This is a genomic window from Pseudomonas glycinae (genome assembly GCF_001594225.2).
In the GTDB taxonomy this organism is placed as follows: Bacteria; Pseudomonadota; Gammaproteobacteria; order Pseudomonadales; family Pseudomonadaceae; genus Aquipseudomonas; species Aquipseudomonas glycinae.
The window spans coordinates 1,717,584-1,743,250 of record NZ_CP014205.2 but is presented as its reverse complement, the minus strand read 5'-3'; the positions used below and the strand labels follow the sequence as shown (position 1 = coordinate 1,743,250).

At 57.9% G+C, this 25,667-nt stretch carries 27 protein-coding genes and 1 pseudogene; 12 read left to right on the top strand and 16 right to left on the bottom strand.

The features are described 5' to 3' along the window. Positions 1-65: 65 nt before the first annotated feature. Both AWU82_RS07775 and AWU82_RS07770 read left to right on the top strand, forming a co-directional pair. Positions 66-896 carry an undecaprenyl-diphosphate phosphatase gene (locus tag AWU82_RS07775; protein ID WP_064381757.1) on the top strand — a complete coding sequence of 277 codons (831 nt, stop codon included), beginning with the start codon at positions 66-68 and terminating at the stop codon, positions 894-896. Continuing rightward, positions 893-1,321, top strand: coding sequence for a DUF1294 domain-containing protein (locus AWU82_RS07770; protein WP_039768201.1), 429 nt, complete (start codon positions 893-895; stop codon positions 1,319-1,321). The genes AWU82_RS07775 and AWU82_RS07770 overlap by 4 nt, the downstream gene beginning before the upstream one ends. On the opposite strand, the gene AWU82_RS07765 is transcribed toward AWU82_RS07770, so the two are convergent. Together AWU82_RS07765 and AWU82_RS07760 are read right to left on the bottom strand one after the other, a co-directional pair. Next, complete coding sequence (locus AWU82_RS07765) at positions 1,318-1,677, bottom strand: MmcQ/YjbR family DNA-binding protein (protein ID WP_064381756.1); 360 nt, start codon at positions 1,675-1,677, stop codon at positions 1,318-1,320. The two genes, AWU82_RS07770 and AWU82_RS07765, sit on opposite strands and share 4 nt — an antisense overlap. After that, complete coding sequence (locus AWU82_RS07760) at positions 1,674-2,582, bottom strand: LysR substrate-binding domain-containing protein (RefSeq protein ID WP_064381755.1); 909 nt, start codon at positions 2,580-2,582, stop codon at positions 1,674-1,676. The genes AWU82_RS07765 and AWU82_RS07760 overlap by 4 nt, the downstream gene beginning before the upstream one ends. 127 nt (positions 2,583-2,709) lie before the next feature. On the opposite strand from AWU82_RS07760, the gene AWU82_RS07755 reads away from it, so the two are divergent. Together AWU82_RS07755 and AWU82_RS07750 are read left to right on the top strand one after the other, a co-directional pair. Further along, entirely contained in the window at positions 2,710-3,321 is a 612-nt protein-coding gene (locus AWU82_RS07755; protein WP_064381754.1) for an FMN-dependent NADH-azoreductase, read from the top strand. Positions 3,322-3,556: 235 nt separating this feature from the next. After that, positions 3,557-4,594 (top strand): alpha/beta hydrolase family protein, encoded by a 1,038-nt coding sequence (locus AWU82_RS07750; protein ID WP_064381753.1) that lies wholly within the window; start codon positions 3,557-3,559, stop codon positions 4,592-4,594. 4 nt (positions 4,595-4,598) lie between these two features. Here AWU82_RS07750 and AWU82_RS07745 read toward each other — a convergent pair whose 3' ends face one another. Next, a complete protein-coding gene (locus AWU82_RS07745) occupies positions 4,599-5,786 on the bottom strand; it encodes an MFS transporter (protein WP_064381752.1) in 1,188 nt (395 codons plus the stop codon). A 273-nt stretch (positions 5,787-6,059) separates the two neighbouring features. Then, positions 6,060-7,646 carry an ABC-F family ATPase gene (locus AWU82_RS07740; protein WP_064381751.1) on the bottom strand — a complete coding sequence of 529 codons (1,587 nt, stop codon included), beginning with the start codon at positions 7,644-7,646 and terminating at the stop codon, positions 6,060-6,062. Between the two features lie 391 nt (positions 7,647-8,037). Here AWU82_RS07740 and lpxO point away from each other — a divergent pair, with 391 nt between their 5' ends. Then, positions 8,038-8,937, top strand: a complete 900-nt coding sequence (gene lpxO / locus AWU82_RS07735) for a lipid A hydroxylase LpxO (protein WP_064384101.1) — start codon at positions 8,038-8,040, stop codon at positions 8,935-8,937. A 42-nt stretch (positions 8,938-8,979) separates the two neighbouring features. On the opposite strand, the gene ku is transcribed toward lpxO, so the two are convergent. Continuing rightward, complete coding sequence (gene ku / locus AWU82_RS07730; protein WP_064381750.1) at positions 8,980-9,840, bottom strand: non-homologous end joining protein Ku; 861 nt, start codon at positions 9,838-9,840, stop codon at positions 8,980-8,982. 191 nt (positions 9,841-10,031) lie between these two features. Between ku and AWU82_RS07725 the strand changes: the two genes are divergently transcribed. Continuing rightward, complete coding sequence (locus tag AWU82_RS07725) at positions 10,032-10,373, top strand: hypothetical protein (protein WP_064381749.1); 342 nt, start codon at positions 10,032-10,034, stop codon at positions 10,371-10,373. A 50-nt stretch (positions 10,374-10,423) separates the two neighbouring features. Further along, positions 10,424-11,569 (top strand): PQQ-dependent sugar dehydrogenase, encoded by a 1,146-nt coding sequence (locus AWU82_RS07720; protein ID WP_064381748.1) that lies wholly within the window; start codon positions 10,424-10,426, stop codon positions 11,567-11,569. On the opposite strand, the gene AWU82_RS07715 is transcribed toward AWU82_RS07720, so the two are convergent. Next, positions 11,562-12,662: a GNAT family N-acetyltransferase/peptidase C39 family protein gene (locus tag AWU82_RS07715; RefSeq protein WP_064381747.1), complete on the bottom strand. Its 1,101-nt coding sequence runs from the start codon at positions 12,660-12,662 to the stop codon at positions 11,562-11,564. The genes AWU82_RS07720 and AWU82_RS07715 overlap by 8 nt on opposite strands. Before the next feature lie 92 nt (positions 12,663-12,754). Between AWU82_RS07715 and AWU82_RS07710 the strand changes: the two genes are divergently transcribed. Beyond that, positions 12,755-14,329, top strand: coding sequence for a RimK family ATP-grasp domain-containing protein (locus tag AWU82_RS07710; RefSeq protein ID WP_064381746.1), 1,575 nt, complete (start codon positions 12,755-12,757; stop codon positions 14,327-14,329). A gap of 7 nt (positions 14,330-14,336) precedes the next feature. Next, positions 14,337-15,260: a magnesium transporter CorA family protein gene (locus tag AWU82_RS07705; RefSeq protein WP_064381745.1), complete on the top strand. Its 924-nt coding sequence runs from the start codon at positions 14,337-14,339 to the stop codon at positions 15,258-15,260. Here AWU82_RS07705 and AWU82_RS07700 read toward each other — a convergent pair. The 3 genes and pseudogenes from AWU82_RS07700 to eco all read right to left on the bottom strand — a co-directional run. Then, positions 15,241-15,402, bottom strand: a pseudogene (locus tag AWU82_RS07700) (DUF2834 domain-containing protein); the annotation flags it as partial. The gene AWU82_RS07705 and the pseudogene AWU82_RS07700 sit on opposite strands and share 20 nt — an antisense overlap. A gap of 22 nt (positions 15,403-15,424) precedes the next feature. Continuing rightward, on the bottom strand, positions 15,425-15,730 hold the full coding sequence (locus AWU82_RS07695) for an NIPSNAP family protein (RefSeq protein ID WP_064381744.1): 306 nt from the start codon (positions 15,728-15,730) through the stop codon (positions 15,425-15,427). A 20-nt stretch (positions 15,731-15,750) separates the two neighbouring features. Beyond that, positions 15,751-16,236, bottom strand: coding sequence for a serine protease inhibitor ecotin (eco, locus tag AWU82_RS07690; RefSeq protein WP_064381743.1), 486 nt, complete (start codon positions 16,234-16,236; stop codon positions 15,751-15,753). A gap of 370 nt (positions 16,237-16,606) precedes the next feature. On the opposite strand from eco, the gene AWU82_RS07685 reads away from it, so the two are divergent. After that, a complete protein-coding gene (locus AWU82_RS07685; protein ID WP_064381742.1) occupies positions 16,607-16,876 on the top strand; it encodes a DUF1652 domain-containing protein in 270 nt (89 codons plus the stop codon). Here the strand turns inward: AWU82_RS07685 and AWU82_RS07680 are convergent. Together AWU82_RS07680 and AWU82_RS07675 are read right to left on the bottom strand one after the other, a co-directional pair. Continuing rightward, entirely contained in the window at positions 16,873-17,271 is a 399-nt protein-coding gene (locus AWU82_RS07680; RefSeq protein WP_064381741.1) for a hypothetical protein, read from the bottom strand. The two genes, AWU82_RS07685 and AWU82_RS07680, sit on opposite strands and share 4 nt — an antisense overlap. Positions 17,272-17,361: 90 nt before the next feature. Further along, on the bottom strand, positions 17,362-17,622 hold the full coding sequence (locus AWU82_RS07675; protein ID WP_064381740.1) for a DUF2790 domain-containing protein: 261 nt from the start codon (positions 17,620-17,622) through the stop codon (positions 17,362-17,364). A gap of 494 nt (positions 17,623-18,116) precedes the next feature. Here AWU82_RS07675 and AWU82_RS07670 point away from each other — a divergent pair, with 494 nt between their 5' ends. After that, positions 18,117-18,413 carry a hypothetical protein gene (locus AWU82_RS07670; RefSeq protein WP_025109577.1) on the top strand — a complete coding sequence of 99 codons (297 nt, stop codon included), beginning with the start codon at positions 18,117-18,119 and terminating at the stop codon, positions 18,411-18,413. Between the two features lie 150 nt (positions 18,414-18,563). Here the strand turns inward: AWU82_RS07670 and AWU82_RS07665 are convergent, their stop codons facing one another. The 5 genes from AWU82_RS07665 to AWU82_RS07645 all read right to left on the bottom strand — a co-directional run bounded on the left by AWU82_RS07665 (position 18,564) and on the right by AWU82_RS07645 (position 23,877). Beyond that, positions 18,564-19,118 (bottom strand): hypothetical protein, encoded by a 555-nt coding sequence (locus AWU82_RS07665; RefSeq protein ID WP_223290680.1) that lies wholly within the window; start codon positions 19,116-19,118, stop codon positions 18,564-18,566. Beyond that, positions 19,105-19,683: a DUF2931 family protein gene (locus tag AWU82_RS07660; protein ID WP_371915528.1), complete on the bottom strand. Its 579-nt coding sequence runs from the start codon at positions 19,681-19,683 to the stop codon at positions 19,105-19,107. The genes AWU82_RS07665 and AWU82_RS07660 overlap by 14 nt, the downstream gene beginning before the upstream one ends. Before the next feature lie 113 nt (positions 19,684-19,796). Beyond that, complete coding sequence (locus tag AWU82_RS07655) at positions 19,797-20,675, bottom strand: hypothetical protein (protein WP_064381738.1); 879 nt, start codon at positions 20,673-20,675, stop codon at positions 19,797-19,799. Then, on the bottom strand, positions 20,672-21,670 hold the full coding sequence (locus tag AWU82_RS07650; protein WP_064381737.1) for a DUF2515 family protein: 999 nt from the start codon (positions 21,668-21,670) through the stop codon (positions 20,672-20,674). The genes AWU82_RS07655 and AWU82_RS07650 overlap by 4 nt, the downstream gene beginning before the upstream one ends. Next, on the bottom strand, positions 21,667-23,877 hold the full coding sequence (locus AWU82_RS07645) for a type VI secretion system Vgr family protein (protein WP_084776966.1): 2,211 nt from the start codon (positions 23,875-23,877) through the stop codon (positions 21,667-21,669). Before AWU82_RS07645 ends, AWU82_RS07650 begins: the two co-directional genes overlap by 4 nt. A 361-nt stretch (positions 23,878-24,238) precedes the next feature. On the opposite strand from AWU82_RS07645, the gene AWU82_RS07640 reads away from it, so the two are divergent. Further along, the gene (locus tag AWU82_RS07640; RefSeq protein ID WP_064381736.1) at positions 24,239-25,540 is read left to right on the top strand and encodes an OprD family porin; all 1,302 of its coding nucleotides are present in this window, start codon (positions 24,239-24,241) and stop codon (positions 25,538-25,540) included. The last annotated feature ends 127 nt before the right edge of the window (positions 25,541-25,667 follow it).

Sequence of the window (25,667 nt, the reverse complement as noted above, 5' to 3'; positions counted from 1 at the left end):
TGAACGCAGTGAACGTAAAAAATACTATCGGGGCATGCCTTTGTGCATCGCTCTCTGGGGGATTGATGGATCTTTGGACGGCCTTGCAGGCACTGATTCTAGGAGTTGTAGAGGGGCTGACGGAGTTTTTGCCCATTTCCAGTACCGGACACCAGATCATTGTTGCCGACTTGCTCGATTTCGGAGGCGAGCGGGCCATGGCGTTCAACATCATCATCCAGCTCGGTGCGATTCTCGCGGTGGTCTGGGAATTCCGCCGCAAGATTCTCGACGTGGTCATTGGCCTGCCGACCCAGCCGAGCGCCCGGCGTTTCACCGCCAACCTGCTGATCGCCTTCCTGCCCGCCGTGGCGCTGGGCGTGATCTTCGCCGACCTGATTCACCATTACCTGTTCAACCCGATCACCGTGGCCGCCGCGCTGGTGGTGGGCGGGATCGTGATGTTGTGGGCCGAGCAGCGTCAGCATGAAGTGCACGCCGAAACGGTCGATGACATTCGCTGGACGGATGCGCTGAAGATCGGCTTCGCCCAATGCCTGGCGATGATCCCCGGCACTTCGCGCTCCGGCTCGACCATCATCGGTGGCCTGTTGTTCGGCCTGTCGCGCAAGACTGCCACCGAGTTTTCGTTTTTCCTGGCGATGCCGACCATGGTTGGTGCGGCGGTGTATTCGGGCTACAAGTATCGCGACCTGTTCGTGCCGGCAGATTTTCCCGTGTTCGCGATCGGTTTCGTCACCGCGTTTATCTTCGCCATGATCGCGGTGCGCGGCCTGCTCAAGTTCATCGGCAGCCACAGCTACGCAGCGTTTGCCTGGTACCGGATCGTCTTCGGTCTGGTGATTCTGGCAACGTGGCAGTTTGGCTGGGTCGACTGGACGGCCGCTCAGCCATGAGTGACTCGCGCGCACGCCGCCCGGATCGCGGTCCTTCCGGTGGCAATATCCAGCACTTGAAATTGAAGCTGGTGGTGCTGCTGATCGTCTGCGCGCTGCCACTGTTCGGCTCGTTGTCGATGTGGCTGCGCGGGATTTCTCTCGTGCCGCTGACGGCTTACGGGCTGGTCAGCGTGCTGGCGTTTTTTCTGTACTGGGCGGACAAGCGCAAGGCGCGGGCCGACGCCTGGCGCACACCGGAAAACATCCTGCACGCGGTAGAACTGGCGGGAGGCTGGCCGGGTGCGTTGATCGCCCAGCAGGTCTTCCGGCACAAGACGCGCAAGGTGTCTTTTCAGGTGCTGTTCTGGATGATCGTCGCGTTGCACCAGGTGTTCTGGATCGATCAATTGTTTCTGGGTTCGAACCTGCTGGCGCTGTTCTAGAGCAGCAAACCGACCTGCACGCGCTTGGGCAGCTTGCTCACCACCAGTTGATGGGAACGCTGCAGCAAGCCTTGCAATTCCTCGGCGCCCAGCGGGTAGGGCGGGTGCATGATGATCCACTGCGCCCGGGCCAGATACGGCGCCGGGTGAATGCCAGGCCGGTCGCAATGACCGAGAAACAGATCCTTGTCGACCTTGAACGCCAGCGAATCACCACGCAATCCCTGCAAGGCGAACATCTTGTTGCCGGCAATCGAAAACACCCGCACGCCACCCCATTTGTAGTCTTCCCGGGCACCGGGCAGGGCCAGGCAGAACTCTGCGACGTCCTTCTCGCTCATCTTCCCTTGTTTCATAACAGCCGTTCTCCACAGGCATTGAACGATTCGACCAGATGATCGATCCACGCGCGCACCGCCGGCATCACCCCGCGCCGATGCGGATACACCGCTTGCAGCCAGCCGCCGGGCAGTGACCAGTCCGGCAACAATTGCACCAGCGTGCCGTTATTCAACTCCGCTTCGCAATACATCATCGGCAACAGGGTGAAACCCTGGCCGGCCAGCACACACGCCTTGCGCACGATGAAATCGTCGATCCCCAGCCGGGCTTCCAGCGCCAGATCACAACTCTTGCCGTGCTGATCGAGCAGGCGCACATGCACCATGCGATCGGCTTCCAGAGCGCCCAGCACCGGCAGGTTTTTCAAATCCTGCGGATGATTGATTTCCAGACCCTGGACAAAGGAAGGGCTCGCCACCACCACCATTTGCGCCTGACGCAAGCGGCGGGTCACCAGCATCGGTTCTTCATCGCCGTGTTCGCGTACGCGCAGGGCCACGTCGATGCCTTCGGTAATCAGGTCGACCCGGCGATTGATCAAGGTGACTTCCAGTTGCACCTGAGGATATTTGCCAAGGAAATTGCTGATCACCACCGGCAACATTTCATGAGCCAGCCCCGTCGGGCTTGAAACCCGCAAGCGTCCTCGGGGCTCGCTGGACATGCTGGCCACTGTTTCATCAGCCATTTCCGCTTCCAGCAGCATGGCCTGACAGTGACGCAAATAGCGTTCGCCGACCGCCGTCAGCTTCAGTTGGCGAGTGGTGCGTTGCAGCAGACGTGCGCCGAGGCGCTCTTCCAGCTCGGCGATGCGCCGCGAAAGGCGTGACTTGGGAATGCCGAGCAAGCGGCCGGCGGCGGCGAATCCGCCGGCCTCCACCACTTTGGCGAAATAGTAGAGATCGTTGAGGTCTTGCATGGAGAAATCCGACTGTTCTATCAGTGGGACAAACTATCGCATTGTTGCCGTCTAATCAGCTATTGGTTTCGTCGGTAGGATTGTCTCCATTCCGTCGCCACCGGCGATTCATTCCAGGAGATTCCACATGAAACTGCTGCACATCGATTCGAGCATTCTGGGCGACAACTCCGCTTCCCGTCAGTTGAGCAGTCAAGTCACTAAAGCCTGGCAAGCTGCCGAGCCAAGCGCTGTCGTGACTTACCGCGACCTGGCCGCCGACGCCATCAGCCACTTCTCGTCGACCACTCTGGTTGCCGCCGGCACCGCCGCTGAACTGCGCAACGCCGCACAACAGCACGAAGCCGAACTGAGCGCCACCACCCTGGCCGAATTCATCGCCGCCGACGCCATCGTCGTCGCTGCCCCGATGTACAACTTCACCGTGCCGACCCAGCTCAAAGCGTGGATCGACCGCATCGCCGTCGCCGGCCAGACCTTCCGTTACACCGAAGCCGGCCCTGAAGGCCTGTGCGGTGGCAAGAAAGTGGTGATCGTGTCCACCGCTGGCGGCATCCACGCCGGTCAGGCTTCGGGCGTGGCCCACGAAGACTACCTGAAACTGGTCTTCGGCTTTCTCGGCATCACCGACATCGAAGTGGTTCGTGCCGAAGGCCTGGCCTATGGCGAAGAAGTACGCAACAACGCCATGAGCGCTGCTCAAGCGAAAATCGACGAGCAGTTGTTCGCCGCCGCGTAAGGCTTGCATAAAGAACAGCTGCTGTTCAGGAAAACCCCAAAAAACTCTGTATTCTGGTTCTGCAAGGGCCAGGTACGGAGTTTTTTGTTTCTGACTGTTACATAATCTGGCCCGGGTTATGCAGTCCGATGATCAACGTCTGAGTGCAACGTCGCGCCGGATCACCGAACCTCGGAATCTCGGACGTCGAACACAACGGATCTTTCGATTGAGTAACAACAGGGTGGGGCATCCCATGATGCGTCTTTGTGCAGCGTTACTGATTTGCCTGCTCGGCAGCCTGAATTCAGTGCACGCTGCGCCTGGGCAACATCCGCGCTGGAGCGTCGGTTATCACGAGATGACGTTTCTCGATCCGCTCGACCTGCAGCCGATGCGCGCCATCGCGTTCTATCCCTCCAGCGACCGCGAACACATGAGCCTGCTCGAAGGCTATTCGGTCGAGGCCGGCGAAGACACCAAAGTCGCCATCGGCCGTTTCCCGATGCTGATGCTGTCCCACGGCAACACCGGCACGCCACTGGCGCTGCACGATTTGGCCACATCATTGGCACGCAAGGGCTTTGTGGTGGTGGCGGTGATTCACCCCGGCGACAACTCCAGGGATCACAGCCGCCTCGGCACGTTGAGCAATCTTTATGGCCGGCCGATCCAGATTTCCGAAGCGATTACCGCGACGTTGGGCGACCGCATGCTCGCGCCGTACGTGAACGCCGAACAGGTTGGCGTGATCGGCTATTCGGCGGGTGGGGAAACGGCGTTGATTCTGTCCGGCGCGCAGCCGGATCTGGATCGTCTGCGCCGTTATTGCCAGGAACGTCCGGATGACCGCGACGCCTGCAACACTCAGGGTGAGTTGATTGTTGACCGCGACGATCTGCAACCGGTGGCCGATCCGCGCGTGCATGCGTTGCTGCTGATGGCGCCGCTGAGCCTGAAGTTCGGTCGCCATACGCTGGCCGATGTGCATGTGCCGGTGCTGCTCTACAGCGGTGACGGCGACAAACTGGTGGCCTTCGACAAAAACGCCGCCGCTCTGGCGCGCAAACTGCCAACGGCACCGGATTTCAAATTGCTGGCTGGGGCAGGGCACTTCGTGTTCATGGCGCCATGCAATGAGGAACAGATTCGTGCGATGCCGGCCCTGTGCACCGATGCCGATGGCGTGGACCGCGAAGACATCCACCGCAACCTGATATCCGAGGCCGGACGGTTTTTCTCCCATGCCTTGGGCCGGCCGACCCGCGCGGGGATGCAGACGGCGGATCAGTGAGCGCTTACGCCATGGCCCGGCGCTTGAGCAGCAGGGTCAACGCCAGTCCGGTTACGGACAGCATGGCCGCACTGAAGAAAATCCACGAATACCCCAGGTTCAGCGCCACCGCACCCATCAACGGCCCGGCAATCGCCAGCGCCAGATCGAAAAACACCGCATAGGCACTCAACCCGGCGCCGCGACTGGAGTTGGGCACTTGCTTGATCGCCTCGACACCCAACGCCGGGTACACCAGCGACAGGCCGAATCCTGCCAGACCGGCACCGATCAAGGCGTACGCGGTCGAAGGCGCCAGCCACAGCAGTACCAGGCCGACGGTTTCGATAGTCATGCAGGCAATTGCCGAGGTGAATCCGCCGAAACGGCCGATGGCGGAAATGAACAGCAGCCGCGACAGAATGAAACATACGCCGAACACCGTCAGGCAGTACGCCGCGCCGGTCCAGCCGCGATTGAGGTAATACAGGGTGATGAAGGTGGTCAGCGTGCCGTAGCCAATCGACGCCAGGCTCAGACTGGCGCCGAACGGTGCTATCCGCCCGAACACCGCCCAGAACGGCAGCCGTTCACCGCGCACCACCGGCACCGACGGTTTGTTACGGATCAGCAGCAAGGCGCCGGCCGCGAGCAGTGACAACACAATGCCCAGGCTCTCGAAACCATAATCGGCGACCATCACCACGCCCAGCGGCGCGCCGATGGCAATCGCACCATAGGACGCGATGCCGTTCCAGGAAATCGAGCGCGCGGTGTGTTCGGCACCGACCTGGCCCATGCACCAACTGATGGTGCCGACGCCAATCAGACCTTGGGCGATCCCCAGCAGCAAGCGACCGACAATCAGGATCGACAGGCTCAACAGCGGCAAGCTCTGCAGCAGCGTCGAAATCAGCGTCAGCACACCGCTGAGCACAATCCCCGACAAGCCATACACAATCGCCCGTTTGGTGCCGACGGTGTCCGACATCCGTCCGGCCATCGGCCGGCTGAGCAGGGTGGCCAGGTATTGCGAACCGATGACCAGCCCCGCGATCACGGCACTGAAACCCAGTTGTTCGTGCACGTAGCCGGGCAGCACCGCAATCGGCAGGCCGATGCAGAGGAAGGCTATAAAGGTATAGAAAACGATGGAAACGATCTGCAGGGTGATCGCCATGGAGCTTTGCGGTGGCAGTTGCTGCGCAGACATGAGGACTCGTTCGCGGGCGGCGGTGGGAGAGTCCGCATCATGGCGTGGCGCTGAAATAAAAGAAAGCAGGCTAACTATCGTTTCCACGTCCTTACGCTGATCGTTCCCACGCTCCGCGTGGGAATGCAGCCCGGGACGCTCCGCGTCCCTTCCAGAGCTGGAACGCGGAGCGTCCCTTGAGGCATTCCCACGCAGAGCGTGGGAACGATCAGCAATGAGCAAAAAAAAGCCCCGTCACAAGGACAGGGCTTTCTATTTACCGCTCGATTCGACTCAGAACACTACGCCTTGGCTGCGCAGGTAATCGTCGTAGGTGCCGCTGAAGTCGGTCACGCCGTTCGGGCTCAGCTCGATGATACGCGTGGCCAGGGACGATACGAACTCACGGTCGTGGCTGACGAAGATCAGCGTGCCCGGATAGTTTTCCAGCGCCAGGTTCAGCGCCTCGATCGATTCCATGTCCAGGTGGTTGGTCGGTTCGTCCATCACCAGCACGTTCGGCTTTTGCAGGATCAGCTTGCCGAACAGCATGCGACCTTGCTCACCACCGGAAATCACCTTCACCGACTTGAGGATCTCGTCGTTGGAGAACAGCATGCGACCCAAGGTGCCACGGATCACTTGCTCGCCCTGAGTCCACTGACCCATCCAGTCGAACAGGCTGACGTCCTCTTCGAAGTCGTGGGCGTGGTCCTGTGCGTAGTAGCCCAGCTCCGCGCTTTCGGTCCACTTCACCGTGCCTGCGTCCGGGGTCAGTTCGCCCATCAGCGTGCGCAGCAGCGTGGTCTTGCCGATACCGTTCGGGCCGATGATCGCCACGCGCTCGCCGGCTTCAACGGTAAAGCTGAAGTTCTTGAACAGGGTCTTGCCGTCGAAGCCCTTGGACATCTGCTCGATGGTCACGGCCTGGCGGTGCAGCTTCTTGGTCTGTTCGAAACGGATGAACGGGCTCACGCGGCTCGATGGCTTGACCTCGGCCAGCTGGATCTTGTCGATCTGCTTGGCGCGGGAAGTGGCCTGCTTGGCTTTCGAGGCGTTGGCCGAGAAGCGGCTGACGAACGTTTGCAGTTCGGCGATCTGGGCTTTCTTCTTGGCGTTGTCCGACAGCAATTGCTCGCGGGACTGGGTCGCCGCGGTCATGTACTCGTCGTAGTTGCCCGGGAACAGACGCAGCTCGCCGTAGTCCAGGTCGGCCATGTGGGTGCAGACGCTGTTCAGGAAGTGACGGTCGTGGGAAATGATGATCATGGTGCTGTTACGCGCCGTCAAAATCGTTTCCAGCCAGCGGATGGTGTTGATGTCCAGGTGGTTGGTCGGTTCGTCGAGCAGCAGCACTTCCGGATCGGAGAACAGTGCCTGAGCCAACAGAACACGCAGTTTCCAGCCTGGCGCAACTTCGGTCATCGGGCCGAAATGCTGTTCCAGCGGAATGCCCAGACCCAGCAGCAGTTCGCCGGCGCGGGATTCGGCGGTGTAGCCGTCCATCTCGGCGAATTCGGTTTCCAGCTCGGCCACGGCCATGCCGTCTTCTTCGCTCATTTCCGGCAGCGAGTAGATGCGGTCGCGCTCGGCCTTGACCTTCCACAGCTCTTCGTGACCCATGATCACGGTGTCGATCACGGTGAATTCTTCGTAGGCGAACTGATCCTGGCGCAGTTTACCCAGGCGTACGTTGGGCTCGAGCATGACCTGGCCGCCGGACGGCTCGAGGTCGCCGCCGAGGATTTTCATGAAGGTCGACTTGCCGCAACCGTTGGCGCCGATCAGGCCATAGCGGTTGCCGCCGTTGAATTTGACCGAAACGTTTTCAAACAGCGGCTTGGCGCCGAACTGCATGGTGATGTTAGCTGTAGAAATCAAAGGTTTTTCCTGCGAAGCGTGCTGAGTAGCGAGGGTGCAGCCGGAGCGCTTGGCCCGAGTCGAAGTGCGCTGAGGCGGGACTATCCCGTCATCAACCAAGGGGGCGCGTAAAGTTTGGCGGCGATTGTACTGGTCTGGCTCTTTAAACGATAGGGCGCTGACATTCCGATTGCCGTTTGGAGCAATCGCGAGACAGTTTTTCACAGATGAAGGTTCACTATTGGTTACAAACTGTGGCTAAAATGCCATCCATTCACCCAGTGCCTTGTCCGGCATGGGCTCAAGGATGCGCCACCGGGACGTTTTTTTTGATTTCAGACCACTGCCACAGACCTTGGGCCACAGCCCGAAAGGCGCGCAGTTTGTTCACTTCTGACGTGTGACGATTTTCGTGAAACTCATCATTGCCGCTGTATATGTCATTTCCATTGCATACGTGCACTTGCGCGGGCGCGTACGACACAAACTCGGTCGTCAACTGAGCGATCACTCTTCGTTTCTGGCACCGATCAACTGCTTCCTTTATCTGTTCTCGAAAAAGCCCAACACGCCGTACCTCGATCCGAAGGACTTTCCCGATCTGAGCCCGTTGCAGGCCCACTGGGAAGAAATTCGCGAGGAAGGCCGCAACCTGCTGCGCGCTGGCGAGATCAAGCGCTCGAATCAGTACGACGACGTCGGTTTCAACTCGTTCTTCAAGACCGGCTGGAAGCGTTTCTACCTGAAGTGGTACGGCGACAGCCACCCGTCGGCGCTGCAACTGTGCCCGCGCACCACTGAGCTGGTGCAGAGCATCGGCTCGATCAAGGCTGCGATGTTTGCCGAGTTGCCACCGGGCTCGAAACTGGTGCGTCACCGCGACCCGTATGCTGGTTCGTACCGCTACCACCTTGGCCTGGAAACGCCGAACGATGCCGGTTGCTACATCAACGTCGATGGCGAGAGCTATCACTGGCGTGATGGCGAAGCAGTGATGTTTGACGAGACCTTCATTCATTACGCGGAAAACACCACCGACCAGAACCGCATCATCCTGTTCTGTGACGTCGAGCGTCCGATGAAGTATCGCTGGGCAGCGGCGTTCAACGGCTGGTTCAGCCGCACCGTGATGTCGGCGGCCGGTGCACCGAACGATGCGGGTGACCGCACCGGTGGCATCAATCGCCTGTTTACCAAAATCTACAAGATTCGCCTGCGCGGCAAAGAGCTGAAAAAGCGCAATCGCAAACTCTATTACATGGAAAAGTGGGCGATCTTCGGCGGTCTGCTGGCGATCTTCATTCTGATCTGATGAGTCGGGCGACTGTTGAAAGACAGTCGCCCGATTTCATTTTCATGAGGCCTTTTTGGTCTTCTTCGCCGGTGTTGTCTTGCTGGCGGTCTTCTTCGCCGGTTTGGCCGGGGCTTTCCCGCCGAGACTGCGTTTGAGCAGTTCGGTCAGGTCGATAACATCGGCCGATTTGCGCTCTTCTTCACCGGAAACCGTCTCGACGTCTTCGATCTTGCCTTCATGGGCCTTCTTGTCCACCAGCGCCATGATCTTGTCTTCGAACTCGTCGTTGTAATCCTCGGGTGTCCAGTCCGCCGTCATGTCTTCCACCAGCCGTTTGGCCATGTCCAGTTCGCCCTTGGCCAGTTGCGGCTTGGTCACTTCGCTGCCCAGCTCAAGTTCGTCCAGGCCGCGCACTTCCTGCGGCCAGCGCAACTTCACCAGCACCAGCGCCGACTCCAGGGGCATCAACGCCGCCAGATACTGACGCGTGTGTAAAACCACGCGGGCGAGGGCGACCTTCTTGGTTTTGCTCAGGGTTTCACGCAACAAGGCGTAGACCTTGCCACCGCGCTTGTCCGGGGCCAGGTAATAAGGCGTGTCGATGTTTTGCAACGGGATCTGCTCGCTGTCGACGAAGGCGAAAATGTCGATGGTCTGGGTCGAAACCGGGTGCGCCGAACGTATCTCCTCCTCGCTGAGCACCACATAGCGGCCTTTTTCGAACTGCACACCTTTGACGATGTGCTCCTTGGTGACTTCCTTGCCGGTCACCTTGTTGACCCGTTTATAGCCGACCGGGTCCATGCTGCGGCTGTCGAGCCAGTCGAAGTCGACGCCTTGGGATGACGTCGCCGAGACCAGCGCCACGGGGATGTGGACCAGACCGAAACTGATTGCGCCTTTCCAGATTGCCCGAGCCATGTGCTGTTCTCCGAGTGATGTTCGGGTGACCCGTGGCCCGACGTAAAAGTTTCCGTTGTTTGCTGGGTGCCGCTAAACGTCAGGTCAAGCCGTGTTACATCTTGTTTAGCGGTGACGGGTTAACAAATGCGAACCCACGGCGTAGCGTGGACTCGAAGGCTCTAGTCCCTGCGCACCGAAAGAGGCCGTTCATGAACCGTTTCCTGCTTGGCATTGCGTTGCTCGCCCTCAGTGGCGGGCTGGTTCACGCCGATGGCGCAATAAGCCATACATCGCTGTTGCTGGCACAAAGTCCGACCGGCAACAGCAACAATCCCTACAACAGCCCGATCCGCCGGGCGAACCCCAACAGCATGCAGGGCACCCAGCCCGGCACTCCGCCCGTTCGCGGGCCGAACACCGTTCCCGTGCCGCGTCCGCCGACCCTGGAAAATCGCGGCATCGGCAATGGCCAGCCGCTGCGCTCGGTCCCGAGCAAGCCACCGACCTTCATTCTCAATCCTCCAGCCCGTGACAGCGGGAGCAACCGTTGAATGGCAGAACCGTTTCTGTCAGCCCTTCACACGAACAAAAGGAATCGTGCATGTTGCGTAAAACCCTTCTGGCCGGCCTGTGTGCCAGTGCACTGATCGCCGCCCCGGCGTTCGCTGCCGCTTCCAAAGAGCTGCAAAGCGAACAGGGCACCCTCGAAGTCACGACGATTACCCAAGGCCTTGAACACCCATGGGCCTTGGCTTTCCTGCCGGATCGCCAGGGCATGCTGGTGACCGAACGCCCCGGCAACCTGCGTGTGGTAGACGCTGACGGCAAACTGTCCGCGCCGATCACCGGTGTGCCGGATGTCTGGGCCAAGGGGCAGGGCGGATTGCTCGACGTGGTGCTGTCACCGGACTTCAAACAGGATCGCCTTGTATACCTGTCTTACGCCGAAGGCGGCGGTGCGGGTGACAAGGCAGGAACGGCGGTGGGGCGCGGGCGCCTGTCGGATGACCTGAAAACCTTGAAGGACTTCCAGGTGATTTTCCGCCAGGAGCCAAAACTGTCGGTCGGCAACCACTTCGGTTCGCGACTGGTGTTCGATCGGGACGGTTATCTGTTCATCACTTTGGGCGAAAACAACGACCGCCCGACCGCACAGGATCTGGACAAGCTGCAAGGCAAGGTCGTGCGGATCTACCCCGACGGCAAGGTGCCCGATGACAATCCCTTTGTCGGTCAGTCCGGCGTACGCCCGGAAATTTGGTCCTACGGCCACCGCAATCCCCAGGGCGCCGCGCTCAATCCGTGGACCGGCACCTTGTGGGAAAACGAACACGGCCCGCGCGGCGGCGATGAGGTGAACATCATCGAGCGCGGCAAGAACTACGGCTGGCCGTTGGCGACCCACGGCATCAACTACTCCATGCAACCGATCCCGGAAGCCAAGGGCAAGACCGCCGAAGGCACGGTCGGGCCGCACCATGTCTGGGAAAAATCCCCGGGCGTCACCGGTATGGCTTTTTACGATGCCGATCGATTCAAGCCGTGGCAGCACAATCTGTTCATCGGTGCGCTGGTGACGCAGGAGCTGATCCGCTTGCAGTTCGACGGCGACAAGGTGGTGCATGAAGAACGCTTGCTGGGCGAACTGAAACAGCGGATCCGTGATGTACGTCAGGGGCCGGACGGTTACCTGTATGTGCTGACGGATGAGTCCAACGGTTCGCTGTACAAGGTCGGACTCAAGTAGTCCGGGCGTAGAGCACCACCGCCGCCCGCAATTTGCCACGACCGAAGCGGCACATTTTCTCGAACTCCCCATGGCTGACCGGCACGTGCTGGCAGTCCATGGGCTGGCGATGCTGGCTGTGGTCGACATCCGGGTCGTGCAGGTAGACGAAGTCTTCGTCGCAATCGGTAACGATCACCCAGTGCGGCGACTTCGAGCGGGTCAGGCGATAGCTGCTGATCAGCACCAGAGGCTGGCCACCGTTGGCCAGCAGTGCGGGTACGTCCATCGTTACGCCAATGGATTGATCGACATCGGTGTCATTCAGTTGCGCCATGAACTCGTCATGCACCAGGCGCATGACGTCTTTTTTATGCGCATCGCGCACGCCGTCGAGAAACAGCGGCCCGCTCATGCTCAGTTGCAAACGCACTCTGAAACCCCGGCGCCACGCCGCCAATGCCAGGCCTTGCGGGCTGCAACCGCCATGGCCAGCTGTCATGAACACCGTGGTTGCCTCGCGCCACAACTGCAACTCTTCGCGCCGCTCCAATAAGCGATCGGCCTGCAATGCTCCCATGGCCATCAGCAGGCAGGCCGGGCCGCAGGTGAAATCGGTGGTTTGTCGGTAATAGGGGACCTTGATGTTGCGTGAGTCGCGGTGCTGGAGAATGCGTTTCTCCAGACGCAACGCGTCGGCGTGATCCTCGTAGTAGTCATGGATCAGCGCAAAGCGCCGGTAGCCGTTGCGCTCGTACAGGGCGATGGCGGTGGGGTTGTCGGTGCGCACTTCCAGCCGCAGATAGGCGCAGTCGTGCTCAAGCGCGCAGGCCTCGATCCGTTGCAGCAATTGTTTTCCCAGACCGCCGCCGCGTGCCTCGGGGGCAATCGCAATGGAGTACAGGCGGGCCAGCGAGGTGCCGCGATGAAACAGCACCAGCGCATAACCGGCCAGTTGACCGTCGCGTTCGGCCACCCACAATTGCCCGTGGGCCCGGGTGATCATCCATTGGAAACTGCGGCGGGTGAGCCGGTCCGTGGTGAAACAGTGCATCTCCAGCGTCAGCAACGCGGGCAAATCCTCAACGACCGCCAGGCGAAAAACAGCATTCATATGACCACCGTAAAAGTTGCGTAACGAAACGGGACTTTCGAAAAACTTCGTGCTTAATAGAAAAGGTCTTGTTCTCCAACGGATCAATTTCTATGTCAGCGGTACAGGGTCATTGGCGCGAAGTATCCAGTCAAAGTTTGCCACCGGCAACTTATTTAAAACCGCAGATCAGAACGTCTAGTCAAGTGTTGATCATCGTCGAACGCAAGGAAGACTGGGCCTCGTATTTCCCCAGCGAAGACATCCTGACAGCCCAGGAATACCTCGAACAACCACCCGATAACGAACCGGGAAAACGAGTGCAGGTGATCAACCTGTGCCGCAGCTACAAGTACCTGGGCCACGGCTACTACTGCTCACTGTTGGCGGAAGCCAGGGGCCATAAGGTGATTCCGTCGGTGCGGACCATCAGCGAACTGACCCGAAAATCCCTTTACGGCCTGGCGCTGGACGACCTGGATAAAACTCTGGAAAAAGCCCTCAGCCATCACCTCTACAGCGATACCGAAGGCTTTACGCTGACACTTTATTTCGGCAGAACCCATATCGAGCCGTTGCAGGATCTGGCCCGGCAATTGTTTGAAGTATTTCCATGTCCGATTCTGTTAGTTGAGTTTCGTCGAACTAACGGTTGGCACATCGAAGGCATAAAGTCCGGCGCCTTGCACAAGTTGCGCGACGATCAGGAAGATCAGTTTGCCAATGCGCTGGACGGCTTCAGTCGCAAAATCTGGCGTGTTCCGCGTTCGCCGCAAGTGGCGCGTTATGACCTGGCGATCCTGCATGATCCGCAGGAAGCCTTGCCACCGTCCAATGCCCGCGCGCTGGAAAACTTTGTGCGGGTCGGCAAGGGCATGGGCATCGATGTCGAGCTGATTGAGCGCAAGGATTACGCAAGGCTGGCCGAGTACGACGGCTTGCTGATCCGCGAGACCACCAGCGTTGACAACCACACTTATCGCTTCGCCAAGAAGGCCGAAAGCGAAGGGCTGGTGGTGATGGACGACCCGACGTCGATCCTGCGCTGCACCAACAAGGTCTACTTGACCGACCTGCTGAACAGCCATCAACTGGGCATGCCGGCCACGGAAATTCTCTACAAGGAGCGACCTGAAGATTTCGAGCGGGTCGGCGAACGCCTCGGTTTTCCGTTGGTGCTGAAGATCCCGGACGGTTGCTTCTCCCGTGGCGTGATCAAGGTCGAGAGCCAGCAGGCCTTGCTGGAGGCCACCGCCGAACTGTTCGAACACTCGGTGCTGTTGCTGGCCCAGGAATTCTTCTACACCGAGTACGACTGGCGCATCGGCGTGCTCAACCGCAAACCGATCTTTGCCTGCCAGTACTTCATGTCCAAAGGCCACTGGCAGATCTACAACCACAAGGCCAAGGGCCAGGATGTCAACGGCGAATGCCGCACGCTGGCGATCCACGAGGCGCCGCGCGCGGTGGTGGAACTGGCGGTGAAGACCGCCAACCTGATCGGCGATGGCTTGTATGGCGTCGATTTGAAACAGGCCGGCGACAAAGTGGTGGTGATCGAGGTCAACGACAACCCGAACCTCGACGCCGGCATCGAAGACGCCTACCTGCAGGACGACCTGTATTCGCTGGTACTGGAAGAGTTCGTGCGGCGTCTTGAGCTGAAACGCCGCGGTCAGGCCTGGTGACCGGCCGATGATCAACAGCTTTGCACTCAATCACGGCGCCTTGCAGCGGGTCGAGCGGCTGGACGCCGAGGTGATGCTGTTCAGCGACCCCGACGCTGCCGAGCGCGACTTGCTCCACAGTCACTTCAAACTCGATGAACACGCGCTGGCTTCGGCGCTCGACCCGGACGAGGTGTCACGGATCGAGTTTCACCCCGATCACTTGTTTCTGATCTGGAAACGCCCGGAAAACTATTCCGGCGGTGGCAGCCTGGCCTTTGAGGTTTCGTCCTGCGGCTTGCTGTTCTCGCCGGGCCAGTTGCTGGTGATCGCGACCGACGACACGCCGCTGCACGGCGTCGGCACACGCCAGCCATTGAACACGCCGCTGGATGTGTTGCTGGACTTGCTGTTCAACAACATCCATCACTACCTCGGGCATCTGAAGGTGATCAAACTGGTCGCCCGGGAGTTGCAGCAGAAATTCAACGCCTCGATGCAAAACCAGCATCTGGTGCAGATGTTCAACCTCAGCGAAAGCCTGATCTATTACATCAACGCCTTGCACAGCAACGGCGCGGTGCTCACGCGGCTGCGCAATCACGCGGAAAAACAGCATTTCGGTAGCGAAGCCATCGGCCTGATCGACGACCTGATCATCGAAAACAATCAGTGCTACAAGCAGGCGGAAATCTATTCGACGGTGTTCTCCGGGCTGATCGACGCCCGGGGCAACCTGATGAACAACAGCATGAACAACCTGCTGCGCAAACTGACGCTGATCAACGTGGTGTTCCTGCCGCTCAACCTGATTGCGAGCATCGGCGGCATGTCGGAGTTCAGCATGATGACCGCCGGGACGCCGTGGTGGGTGTCGTATCCGTTGTTTCTGGCGGCGATGCTGCTGGGGGCGGGCGGGATGCTGTTCGGGCTCAGGCGTCTGGCGAAATGACCGGCGCCGAACGCTTGCGATCCTGCAAGCCCCGGACCACCAGGTACAACAACGGCCCGACCGAAACAAATACCGCCGTCAGCAACAGATACGGCACCACCGACCAGGCCGACTGTCCGCGCTTGCGCGCGTCCTTGTACATCCTGCCAACGGCGTTGAAGCGTTCAGGGCAGCAGTGGGCGAAGAAAACTGCGCTCGTAGCTGATGATGAACTTCTTTTCGACCAGATCGGCCACCAGTGCCGTGCTTTCCGGGTCGGTCAGAGCGATGTGGCGGTAACTTTCGTAATCCGCCAGCGACGGGAAACTGAACAGGCAATACGCGATATTGCTAGCGCCTTCCGAGGGCAGGAAGTAACCGTGATGCGTTCCTCCCAGCCGTTCGACGATAGCGAGCCAGGTCTTGGCGTAGGCTTCGAATGCGTCCAACTGATAGGGGTCAATCACGTATCTGACGTGGCAGGTAATCAAAGCTGCGGCTCCTTTGCAGATTATTCAGGTATTGCCACGCCAATCTTGTCCGAGGCCGACCAGATGCGGAAGCGCACTTCGACGTCCTGCGGTGCGTAAATCACGATCGGCAGCATGCTGTTGTAGCGCACGGTAAAGCCATCACCGATCACCGGTACAAACGCGCGTTTTTTCTGGGTGCCGGGCGGGCAGGCCATCAGCGTGCTCATCGGGCCGCTGACTTTTTCCAGGCGGTAGAACGGATAACCCCAGCCTTCGAGGTTTTTCTCTTCGAGGGCGCCGCCCAGGCGTTGGCGGTTGCAGTCGACTTCGAGGGTCTTGCCGGCGAGGATTTCGACTTTGAAGTTTTCTTCCTGGGCCTGCTGCGGCAGGTGAATGACCTGGCGAGTGAAGCCCGCTTCGGCCTTCGGATAAGGCGCGGTGTCTTCAAGTTTGGCTGCGTGGGTGAGGGTGGACAGGCTGGCGAGCATCAGGCCGGCCGTCGCGCGGACGGTGAAATTTCCCATTGAAGCCTCCTGGCGGGTGTACGTTGGTTGACGGGCATTCTCACTGCCAAGGGCGATGAATGCAAACCGCCAGCCGCATGCAAATTGCAGTGCCTGCACGATCGAATCTTGCATTTTGCAACTGGCCAGTGGCCTGCCTTTTTCCCAAGCCTTTGATTTGCAAGGAGGTGAATGCAACCTGATAAAAGGCACGTTTTATGCGTTGATTTGGTGCAGCGCACCGAGTTCGGGCGCCTACACTCCAATGGGCATTTCGCAGTACAGCCGCTTGTCACACCCAGGGATTCAGCGGGGACACACCCGTGGGAACCGTGGCAACGGTCGACGTGAATACTTGATTGGCAGTCTCACAGTAAGGAGAGGTTTCGCCATGTTTCTGTCTGCCTTGGAACTCCGCAACATCATTGAAAGCAGCTTTCTACCGAAACGCTGCCAATGCACGCTGTCCCCGGATCTGTCGATGACCGTCAAGGTGTATGGCGATCACCAGACCGATCAGGTTGAGCTGCAGGTGAGCGGCATCGATGCCAGTCACTTGAACAGCTGTCGCGAAATCAACGGCCTGATCGCCGGGTTGCGCTCGGATCTTGCGCAACAATCGACAAGCCATCATGCAATGCCGCGATCCCGAGTCGTCTAACCGACTGTTTCACCCAGTTCGACCGTCACGCGCCGGGCCTGCAAGAAGCCAAGGCCCAGCGCGAACTCGACCAGCACCGCGAGCAGAATCCCTGGGCCGGCGTGGCCGTTGAGCCATTCAGCAAACCCCAGCACCGCCAGGCCAAAACAGCCGACGATAAAGCCGTTGCTCAGCGCATTGCGCGCGATCGACACGGGCGCGTTGCGCACCAGATAAAACATCACCCCCAAAGCCGCAAACAGCACTGCACTGCGCCGTGCGACGAATCCGGCTGCCTCTGAATACTCGATGCTCCAGATCGCCAACAACACCTGTGGCGCCAGGCCCCATGCAAGAGAAAGCAGAAAACACAGGCAAAAGGTGATGGTCGAGAGCGTGCGAAACGAAAACTGCATGGCGAATCCTTGCGGCAGTGAGGAGGGCCCCGAGCATACCCCTCGAGACCCGTGCTCGCCTACCGCAAAGCCGCAAATCAGAGCTTTCTGTCAGTTCTGGAAGCTGCACGCGTCAGATAATTTCCGGTAACTGATTTCTTCCGGTTTACCGGTGTTGTCGAGGTACTTCATGTCGGCGGTGATGACCTTGCACTCCTGCGTCGGCGGCTCCGTCAGGGAAACCACTTTGGCGACATGCAGCGGCATGCCGTATTCATAGGGAACAGCCTTGGAAGTGTCATTGGCCTGGGCCAGCCCGGCAAACGCGGTGCAGGCGAGGGCGGTGGTGAGCAGGAACGGACGAATGTTCATGATGGACTCCGGTGCGACGGAAATGGAGTTCGGCGGATCGCCAGCCAAACCTGCCGCACTCGGCGTCAGCCTGAGGCTGAGGATGTGCGGTTCAGTAAAGTTTTTGACCACGGCGTTAAGCGATGGTTAACCGGGCTGAACGCCGGCTGTCTGGGCGGGGATTGTTTCGCGGGGGAGTCTCGGCGGATTCCTACAAGGGTGGATGCCTTATCTGCTTTCGGGGGCTGGAGTGGGGCGGTTATGGTTTGGCGTCGCTGCAAAATCAGCGACTTAGGTTTGGTCACCTAACGTAATCACCTGTGCATGTGTGCCATTATTCGCCCCGACGGACATTCGTGTCCGCGGAGTGCATTGCTGTGGCGGCTGTGTGCAGGGTCGCCTTCGGGCGAGCCGAGTCAGGTGGTTCTCGGTTGACCAAGCCTGTACACAGTCCGCCTCCCCATCGTTTGGTCACGGTGCTGGCGGTTACTTTCAAGCTGCCTTGAGTAATTCCAATGCCAATCCTGAAATTAAGCTCCGCCCGCTACCTCCCGCTCAACAGCGGCGTCACTGACAGCGCACCGCTGGTCATCGACACCCAAGCCAACCCAAAAGACCTCTTCGAAGCCGCCGTGCAACGCATCCGCGCCGCTGCCGACCTGCTCGAAACCCTGCACTGCCTGTGCTTCAAACACGCCGATGTGCAGGACATTCCCCACATCACCCATGCGCTGTACCTGCTGACGCAGGATGGCAGTGATCTGCTGCAGGTTGCGCAGCAGAAAATGTTGAACTGGCAGGCGCCGGTTTGATTTTTAGAGCGACGGCCTAGCATTCACGGGCAGAAAACTTGAATTATCTGCCCGTGCTTTCGCCGGTTCAAAGTAGCTAACAGAGCAATTTAGACTCTCACGGGGAGTGACCCTACGATCGAATAGAACGCGAAGCCCAACGCAGAGTCATTATTTGAGATCGATGACTTTGAAACCTTTTTTATCGGGTACCGTATTCACTCCCTTGGGTTCTTCCGGCTGGCCTTTTGGGGTGATGTAGTCGTAAACGACAAATTTTTCGGGGATTTCATAGCCATCGTTGGGAATGACCAGGCGCATCTCCCGAGCACTCAGGTACAAAGAAACCGGCAGGGCCTTTTCGGCAAAATCGATGCGTTCCAGCGTTCCGCTGTCTGGATTCTTGCGTAAAACGGCGCCCTTCAAATAGGGAGAGCCATAGTTCATGGCGTAGATCAAAACGGAGCCCGTGCATTTTGCCAATGCAATTTCACCGACGAAGTCCGAGTCGGACATGTCAGTGAAGGCAGTTTCTGTCTGGTTGTTGAGTTTTACGAAGAGTCGCTGCCCGTCCTCATTTGAAGCGGACAGCAGTGAGGCAGTGGTTCCATCTGAAAGCGGGCAGTCCAGTAGCGTTTTCTTCGTTTCGGCGAAAGCGGGGAGGCACGCAAGTGCAAGGATGAGAGGGGGCCATGGTTTTCTTATTTTCTGATTACCAAGAGCCATATGGCACGCCAAATTTTTCAACATAGGCTTTCGACACTGCGGAAAGTGGACGATGTTTTCCTCCGGACTCTCCTTCGTAAGGACCACGCGGATCAATTTCAGCGTGAACGCGAGTGATTTCAACAGGTGTCAGGCATGGGCCGAGGGCCCAGAGTTTGGCAACACCACCTGGAGCAAGTCCGACGACCAAAGCTTCTCGATAACCTGTAATCCATTTTCCATCGGCAGCGCAGTAGGCGTTCTCCTCTTTTCGCATGATTTCTCTAGCCGACTCTGGGATGTCTATGCCCATTTGATAGGTTTGAGGTTCAACCAAAGACTGCCACCGAACGTAGATTTTTTTGGGGAGATCTGCGCCGGTGACATATTTTCCCTTGCCCCAACCGGGCTTTTCCGGCCAGCCCTTTGGTTTTCTTAAATTGCCAGGTGAATTTTGGATAGCCGCATTGCCGCTCATCGCGCGTCTATAAACCTGGCCTTTGATATCTACAACGTCGGTCGTCTCGATCCAGACCTCCATATAGTGGGGTGCAGAGAAACCCAGTCGCCAAGCCTCATAGGGCATAGAAGCACCATGAGTAGTCGAGCACGCCACAAGAAAGGAAACAAAGATGTGCAGGCGCAGGCACTTCAAAGAAAATTCACCACGGTTTTCGTTGGTCAGTGCATACGCCTATTTCACTGAATTGCTTTTATAACAGGATCTTTATAGTTCTCATCGATTTCTATTCCCGCAGCACGAGCATTGTTTTCAGCAGCAATACGCGCATCATGGTCTCGCTTCAGTTGAGCAGGCAACAGCTCTTTCCATCTTGCCTTTTCTTCATCTTTGGTAAAACCTGAAGACCAGAAGTCGCGCTCGCTCAGGAACTCCATCGATAGTAAATATGTGCCCGTCTTGTCCGGGGTGTCTTTGGAATCACGGCGCCAGGCTTTAAAAGTCAGATAGACACCATCATTGTAAAAATACCAATTGTAAAATGATTCAATTTTCAGCCAGCGATCAATGTCAAGCTCGTAATCCGGGTCCAGCCAGGGATGGCTGGAAACCAAGTGCCCCAATACGTCGTCTGGTGAGGGAATTTTTCCTATCTCAGACCCGGAAATCCTAGGGTCCCCTGGATAGAAATAGTGTTTCCAGCCAGCTGATTTTATTTTTTTTAGCAAGTCATAAATGAAGTCTTTTTGTTTTTCATGCGGGCTGTTGTCAGGGAGGCCTCTCACTGTGATGTCAACGTTTTCAATGGTGTCGCCGATTTTTTTGTCTATCACCATGGTGAAGCTTGTAGCTTTTTCAATTGTAAGTGAGGTGCTTGAATTTTTTACTGTTACGGTAGGCAGGTCTTTTTCATTTGCTGATCTTTTAAACTTGTACCAGCAGAGATCTAACTCGCTCAGGCATTCTTGGGAGATTTCTAATGGCGTACTTTGTACAATATTTTCTATTTTGTCGTGTAGCTCTATTTCGATGTGGCTTTGTGTATTTGTCATGTTGGAATCACCATTGTTGCAAGCAGCAAGTAGCAGGCCTGAAAAAAACACCCATAAAAATTTCATTTGGCATTTGACCAGGTGGCAATCGTTTTGATTTGGCCTTCCATGTAGCTTTCTCGTTCTCCCATGAGCTTGTGGTATTGCTTGGCGATGGACCCAATAAACTCCATTCGATCTGTTTCGTCGTAGAGATCGCCTTCCGACATCTGGACTCTGAGCTCTGGATTCTCAACATCGCAAGCAGTACTTAGCGCAGCGACTCGTACCGGTACAAATGGTGCCCACTCGAAACCAGCTTGCATTTTTAATGTTGCTCTAAATGGAGTGCTTTCATAAATCAACGGTTGCAGGATACGACGTTGTTCATGGTCGGCGATGGCCAGCAAGGAGGTCAGCTGGGCATTTCTTCTTGCGGGTCCCTGAGAAAGCTCCTCGGTTGCTTTTATTGCTTTAAAACCTTTAACAACGTCACTGGTTACAGCCAGGTTGTTTAGTATTGGCAGCGCGTCATCTGCCCAGGGCAAGCTGTCGATGTTGGTTTTTATCTGGCCTTCACAGCTCCGCGCGTTGCGCTCTGGAGCACACTCATCAAACTGATCTTTATATTTTGCGTAAAACCAATGCCAAACAAAAATATCTTGAAATAACCAGAAATTTCCCTTCCCTAGGGAGTTTTTACCAATTCGTAAGGGAGGCTGTACGATCGGCGGGGTGAGTGCGAGATAAGGATCATTGGGAATAAAGTCCAGCCCACACTTAACTTGCTTGCTTGCAAAAGCGGCCAAACCCATCCAGTAGAATCGGCCTTTTAGTTCTGGTTTTCCATCTTCGCCAGATTCGAGGTAGAAGCCGGCATAAGCAGCCGCAATTCTAGCGGCCCGTGCACTGAAGTCAGAGATCAGCTCGTACTTTCCTGAGCTTGAGGATCGTTGTTTGCTCAGGCGTCGTATCGCTTCTTCTTGCCCCATGGCCCACAATTTTTCGCAACCAAGGACAACTTCATGTACAGAACATTTTTTGTCGTTGGTGGTGAATGTAGTAATCGGTGGCGTGCTCATTTGTTCCGGCTCGCTTCATAATCATCGGCACCAGACGGAACGGACAGCTCGTCCCATACAAGGTGAGCCTGCACAGGCTCCTTGGAATCTGTTTGCACTCTTGGGTGAAGCCCGTCAGCATCGCTCTTTGATATTTGCGGTGCTGTTTCTGAAGGGATAATCAGTGCTGTCTTGACGGACTTGACGGGTTTACCAAGTTTCGTCACGAATTTTAGTTGTTCGTCAAAACGCTCTTCTATCACTTTCGCTTTAAGCACGCTTCCAGCTCTGGCCTGATCTGCAATGAGTGGTATCAGCGGCGGCAGAATTGCGATCCCGGTGCCGGCGCCGGGCGCGCCGCCGGTATTGGCCTTCACCTCGGCACCACTGATTGTCACACCACCGGCATCAACCTTAACGAAACTGCCGCCAGCCTTGGCCGTGAGCTCCATCCCGCCTTCGATCACCACTTTCTCGCCGGCGTGGTAATGAATCTCCGTCCCCGCCTCGACAAACTGACCGGTGCCGACCTTCACATGCTGGGTCACGCCGACAGTCAGGTGGTCGTTGGCGCGCATTTCGCTCTTGCGATCCAAGTGGGTGATGCGGTGTTCCTCGACCTTGAATTCACTTAAAACATTGGCTTCAACGGTGTCATGCCGTTCGTTGCCAACCCGAATCTTCTGATCGTGTTCAATGTTCTCGTCCCAGTCGCGCTGGGCGTGGATGTAGATCTGTTCCGCGCCTTTCTTGTCTTCGATGCGAAATTCGTTGTAGCCCTTGCCGCCCGGTGAACTCAGGGTCTTGAAGGTGCTGCGGGTCTTGTTCGCCGGCAGATCGTACGGAACGACGTTTTCCTTGTGGTACAGGCAGCCGGTGACCAGCGGCTGGTCGGGGTCGCCTTCAAGAAAGGTCACCAGCACTTCCATGCCGATCCGTGGAATGGCGATGCCGCCGTAGGCTGCGCCGGCCCAGCCGCTGGCGACGCGCAGCCAGCAGGTGGTCTTGTCGTCGGCCTGGCCGTCGCGGTCCCAGTGGAATTGCACTTTCACGCGGCCGTACTGGTCGCAGTGGATTTCTTCGCCGGCGGGGCCGGTGACGATCGCGGTCTGGCTGCCGAGGACTTTCGGTTTCGGGTGTTCGAGGGCAGGGCGGTAGTGGGCGTCCCACGGGGTGGCCACGAACGAGTTGCGGTAGCCCTGGTGGAAATCGCTCTTGTTGTCGGTGACGTCGCTGGTGACGTTTTCGCCCAGCACTTGCGGCTGTTTGCCTTCGTGGAAGACTTCCAGCAGCAGCCACAGATCGTTCCATTCGGCGCGCGGGTGTTCGGCCAGGGTCATGAAGTGGCCGGTCGTGAGCGTCGGCTCGTCACCTTTGCCTTCGGCGAGTTTGTAGTCGCTGCGATGGCGCTCCAGCGCGCGGGTCGAGAGGAACTTGCCGCGCTCGCGTGTGGTGAAGCGGCCTGGGTAGTCGTAGTCTTCCAGATCCGGCATGAACGCGGATTTGACTGCGCTTTCGGGCAGGATCTTCGGTTTCTCGAAATCGTAGTCGCGGCGGCTGACGCGGCTGGTACGGGTTTCCAGACGCAGGTTGAAGCGCTTGATCACCGGTTTGTCGGCGGTCATGCCGGAGTCTTGCTGGTAGTTGACCGGTTTCAGTTTGCGGAACACGGTCTGGTCATCGCCGAACACCAGTTTGTGGCCGCTGCTGCTGTGCTGGAAGTGGAAGTGGATGCCTTCCTCTTCGCACAAGCGCTGGATGAAATGCAGGTCGGATTCGTCGTACTGCACGCAGTAGTCGCGTTCCGGGTATACGGCGCTGAGCTGGAAACTATAGGCGTTGGCCAGAATGCCGCGATCTTCCAGAACGCGGGCGATGATCTTCGGCACCGTCAGTTGCTGGAAGATCTGTTGGTCATGGTTGTGCCGTAGGTAGGCCAGTTGCGGCACCAGGCTCAGGCTGTAACGGGTCAGGGTCTTGCCGGAATCGCCTTGCTCGATGCGATACACCAGACCGTGAATCTTGCCCTCGCCAGTGGCGCCGAAGGTCAGGCAGCCAGGTTTGTGCAGGAGTTCTTCAAGGTTGAGGTCGGGACGGGCGCTGACCAGTTCGATGTCGAAACGGAACGGTTCGTTGAGGGCTTCGCGACCGGTGAAACTGAGGACTTGCAGGTCGGCGGAAGCGCCTTCGAGCGTGAGGGTAATGTGGGTAGCGTTGGCGTCCAGCATGCCTTGATTTCCGTCCTTTGGATTAGCGTGGGCGGATGGTGCAGGATTAAACGGCCTCGTTCAAGGCGCAAATGCCGTAGAGGCAGTGCTCCGATCCCATAGGGAAAACCCTTAGGCCCACGGTTGGGCCCGGTAAAACAGGCACTTACGGATGGACCGATCTGCCGCGAAGGCCGCATCCGGCATCCGGGAACAACCAGTCAGTTTCAGACTAAAGTCGTCTGTGGCACGTCAAAGCCATCTGCCATCATTGCCGCTCACCCCGCGTGTTCACTGCCTCCTGGTTCTTTATCGACCCGGGACGGGAGCTATTTCTGATTGTTTGCGCTTCTGCGCATTCGTTGTCCTGTTGGAGTTTTCAATGCGTCCCCCATTTCCCCTCATCACCCCGCGCCAGTCGCTTGGCTTCGGAGCCTTTGTGCTGTGCGCCGGTTTTACCGCGCAGGTCCAGGCCAGCGGTTTTTTCGAAGACACCACGGCGAAGATCGAGTCGCGCACGGTGTACTTCAACCGCGATTTCCGTGACGGGCACACCTCCAGTGATCAGGGCGCGTCCAAGCGTGAAGAGTCGGCGCAGGGCTTCATTCTCAATCTGCAATCGGGCTATACCGAAGGCACCGTCGGTTTCGGGATCGATGCGCTGGGCATGGCGGGTTTCCAGCTCGATTCCAGCCCGGATCGCAGCAACAGCGGCCTGCTGCCGTCCAGCGGCGACAACCCGCGCGGTTCAAAAGGTCAGTACGCGAAGATGGGTCTGACCGCCAAGGTCAAAGTCTCGGATACGGTGCTGAAATACGGCGCGCTGCTGCCGGATCTGCCGCTGCTGAAATACAACGACGGCCGTCTGCTGCCGACCATGTTCAACGGTGCGATGCTGACCTCCAAAGAGGTGAAGGACCTGACCTTCATGGCCGCACGGCTGGACAAGTACACCGCCCGGGATTCGACCGATTCGCAAGACATCCGCGTGCACTGCAAGAACAAGCGCTATGCCTGCAACACCACCGCCGATCATTTCGACATGTACGGCTTCGACTACAAGATCAACGATCGCCTGACTGCGCAGTACCACTACGCCGAGCTGGAAGACATCTATCGCCAGCACTTCGTGGGGCTGCTGGCCAATCAGCCACTGGGTGACGGTGTGCTGAAAGCCGATCTGCGCTTGCTGAAGAGCGCCGACAGCGGTGATGCAAAAGCCGGTTCCATCGACAACCGCGCCTTGAGCGGCATGCTGTCCTACGGCATCAGCGGTCATACCTTCAGTGCCGGCTGGCAGCGCATGAACGGCGACAATTCGATGCCGTATCTGGATGGCAGCAATCCGTATCTGGTGAACTACGTGCAGGTCAACGACTTCGCCGCCGCGCAGGAACGTTCCTGGCAGCTGCGATACGACTATGACTTCAAGGCGATCGGCATCAACGGCTTGAGTTTCCTGACTCGTTACGTGAACGGCGACCACATCAAGGTGCCTGGCAGCGATCAGGAAGGCAAAGAGTGGGAACGCGACAGCGAGTTGAAGTACGTGATTCAGACCGGGACGTTCAAGGATGTCAGCCTGCGGTTGCGTAATGCGACTTACCGCACCAACTACGAGAAGTTCGCTCGGGATGTGGATGAGACACGGTTGATTGTGAGTTACAACTTTTCGGTGTTGTAACCCATAGGTTGGCGGTGTCTGAGCTGACGCCTTCGCGGGCAAGCCCGCTCCCACAGGTTTCCCGGGTGCTGACTAAATTGTGGTCACTCTAAATCCCTGTGGGAGCTGCGGTGCGACGATTCGACTT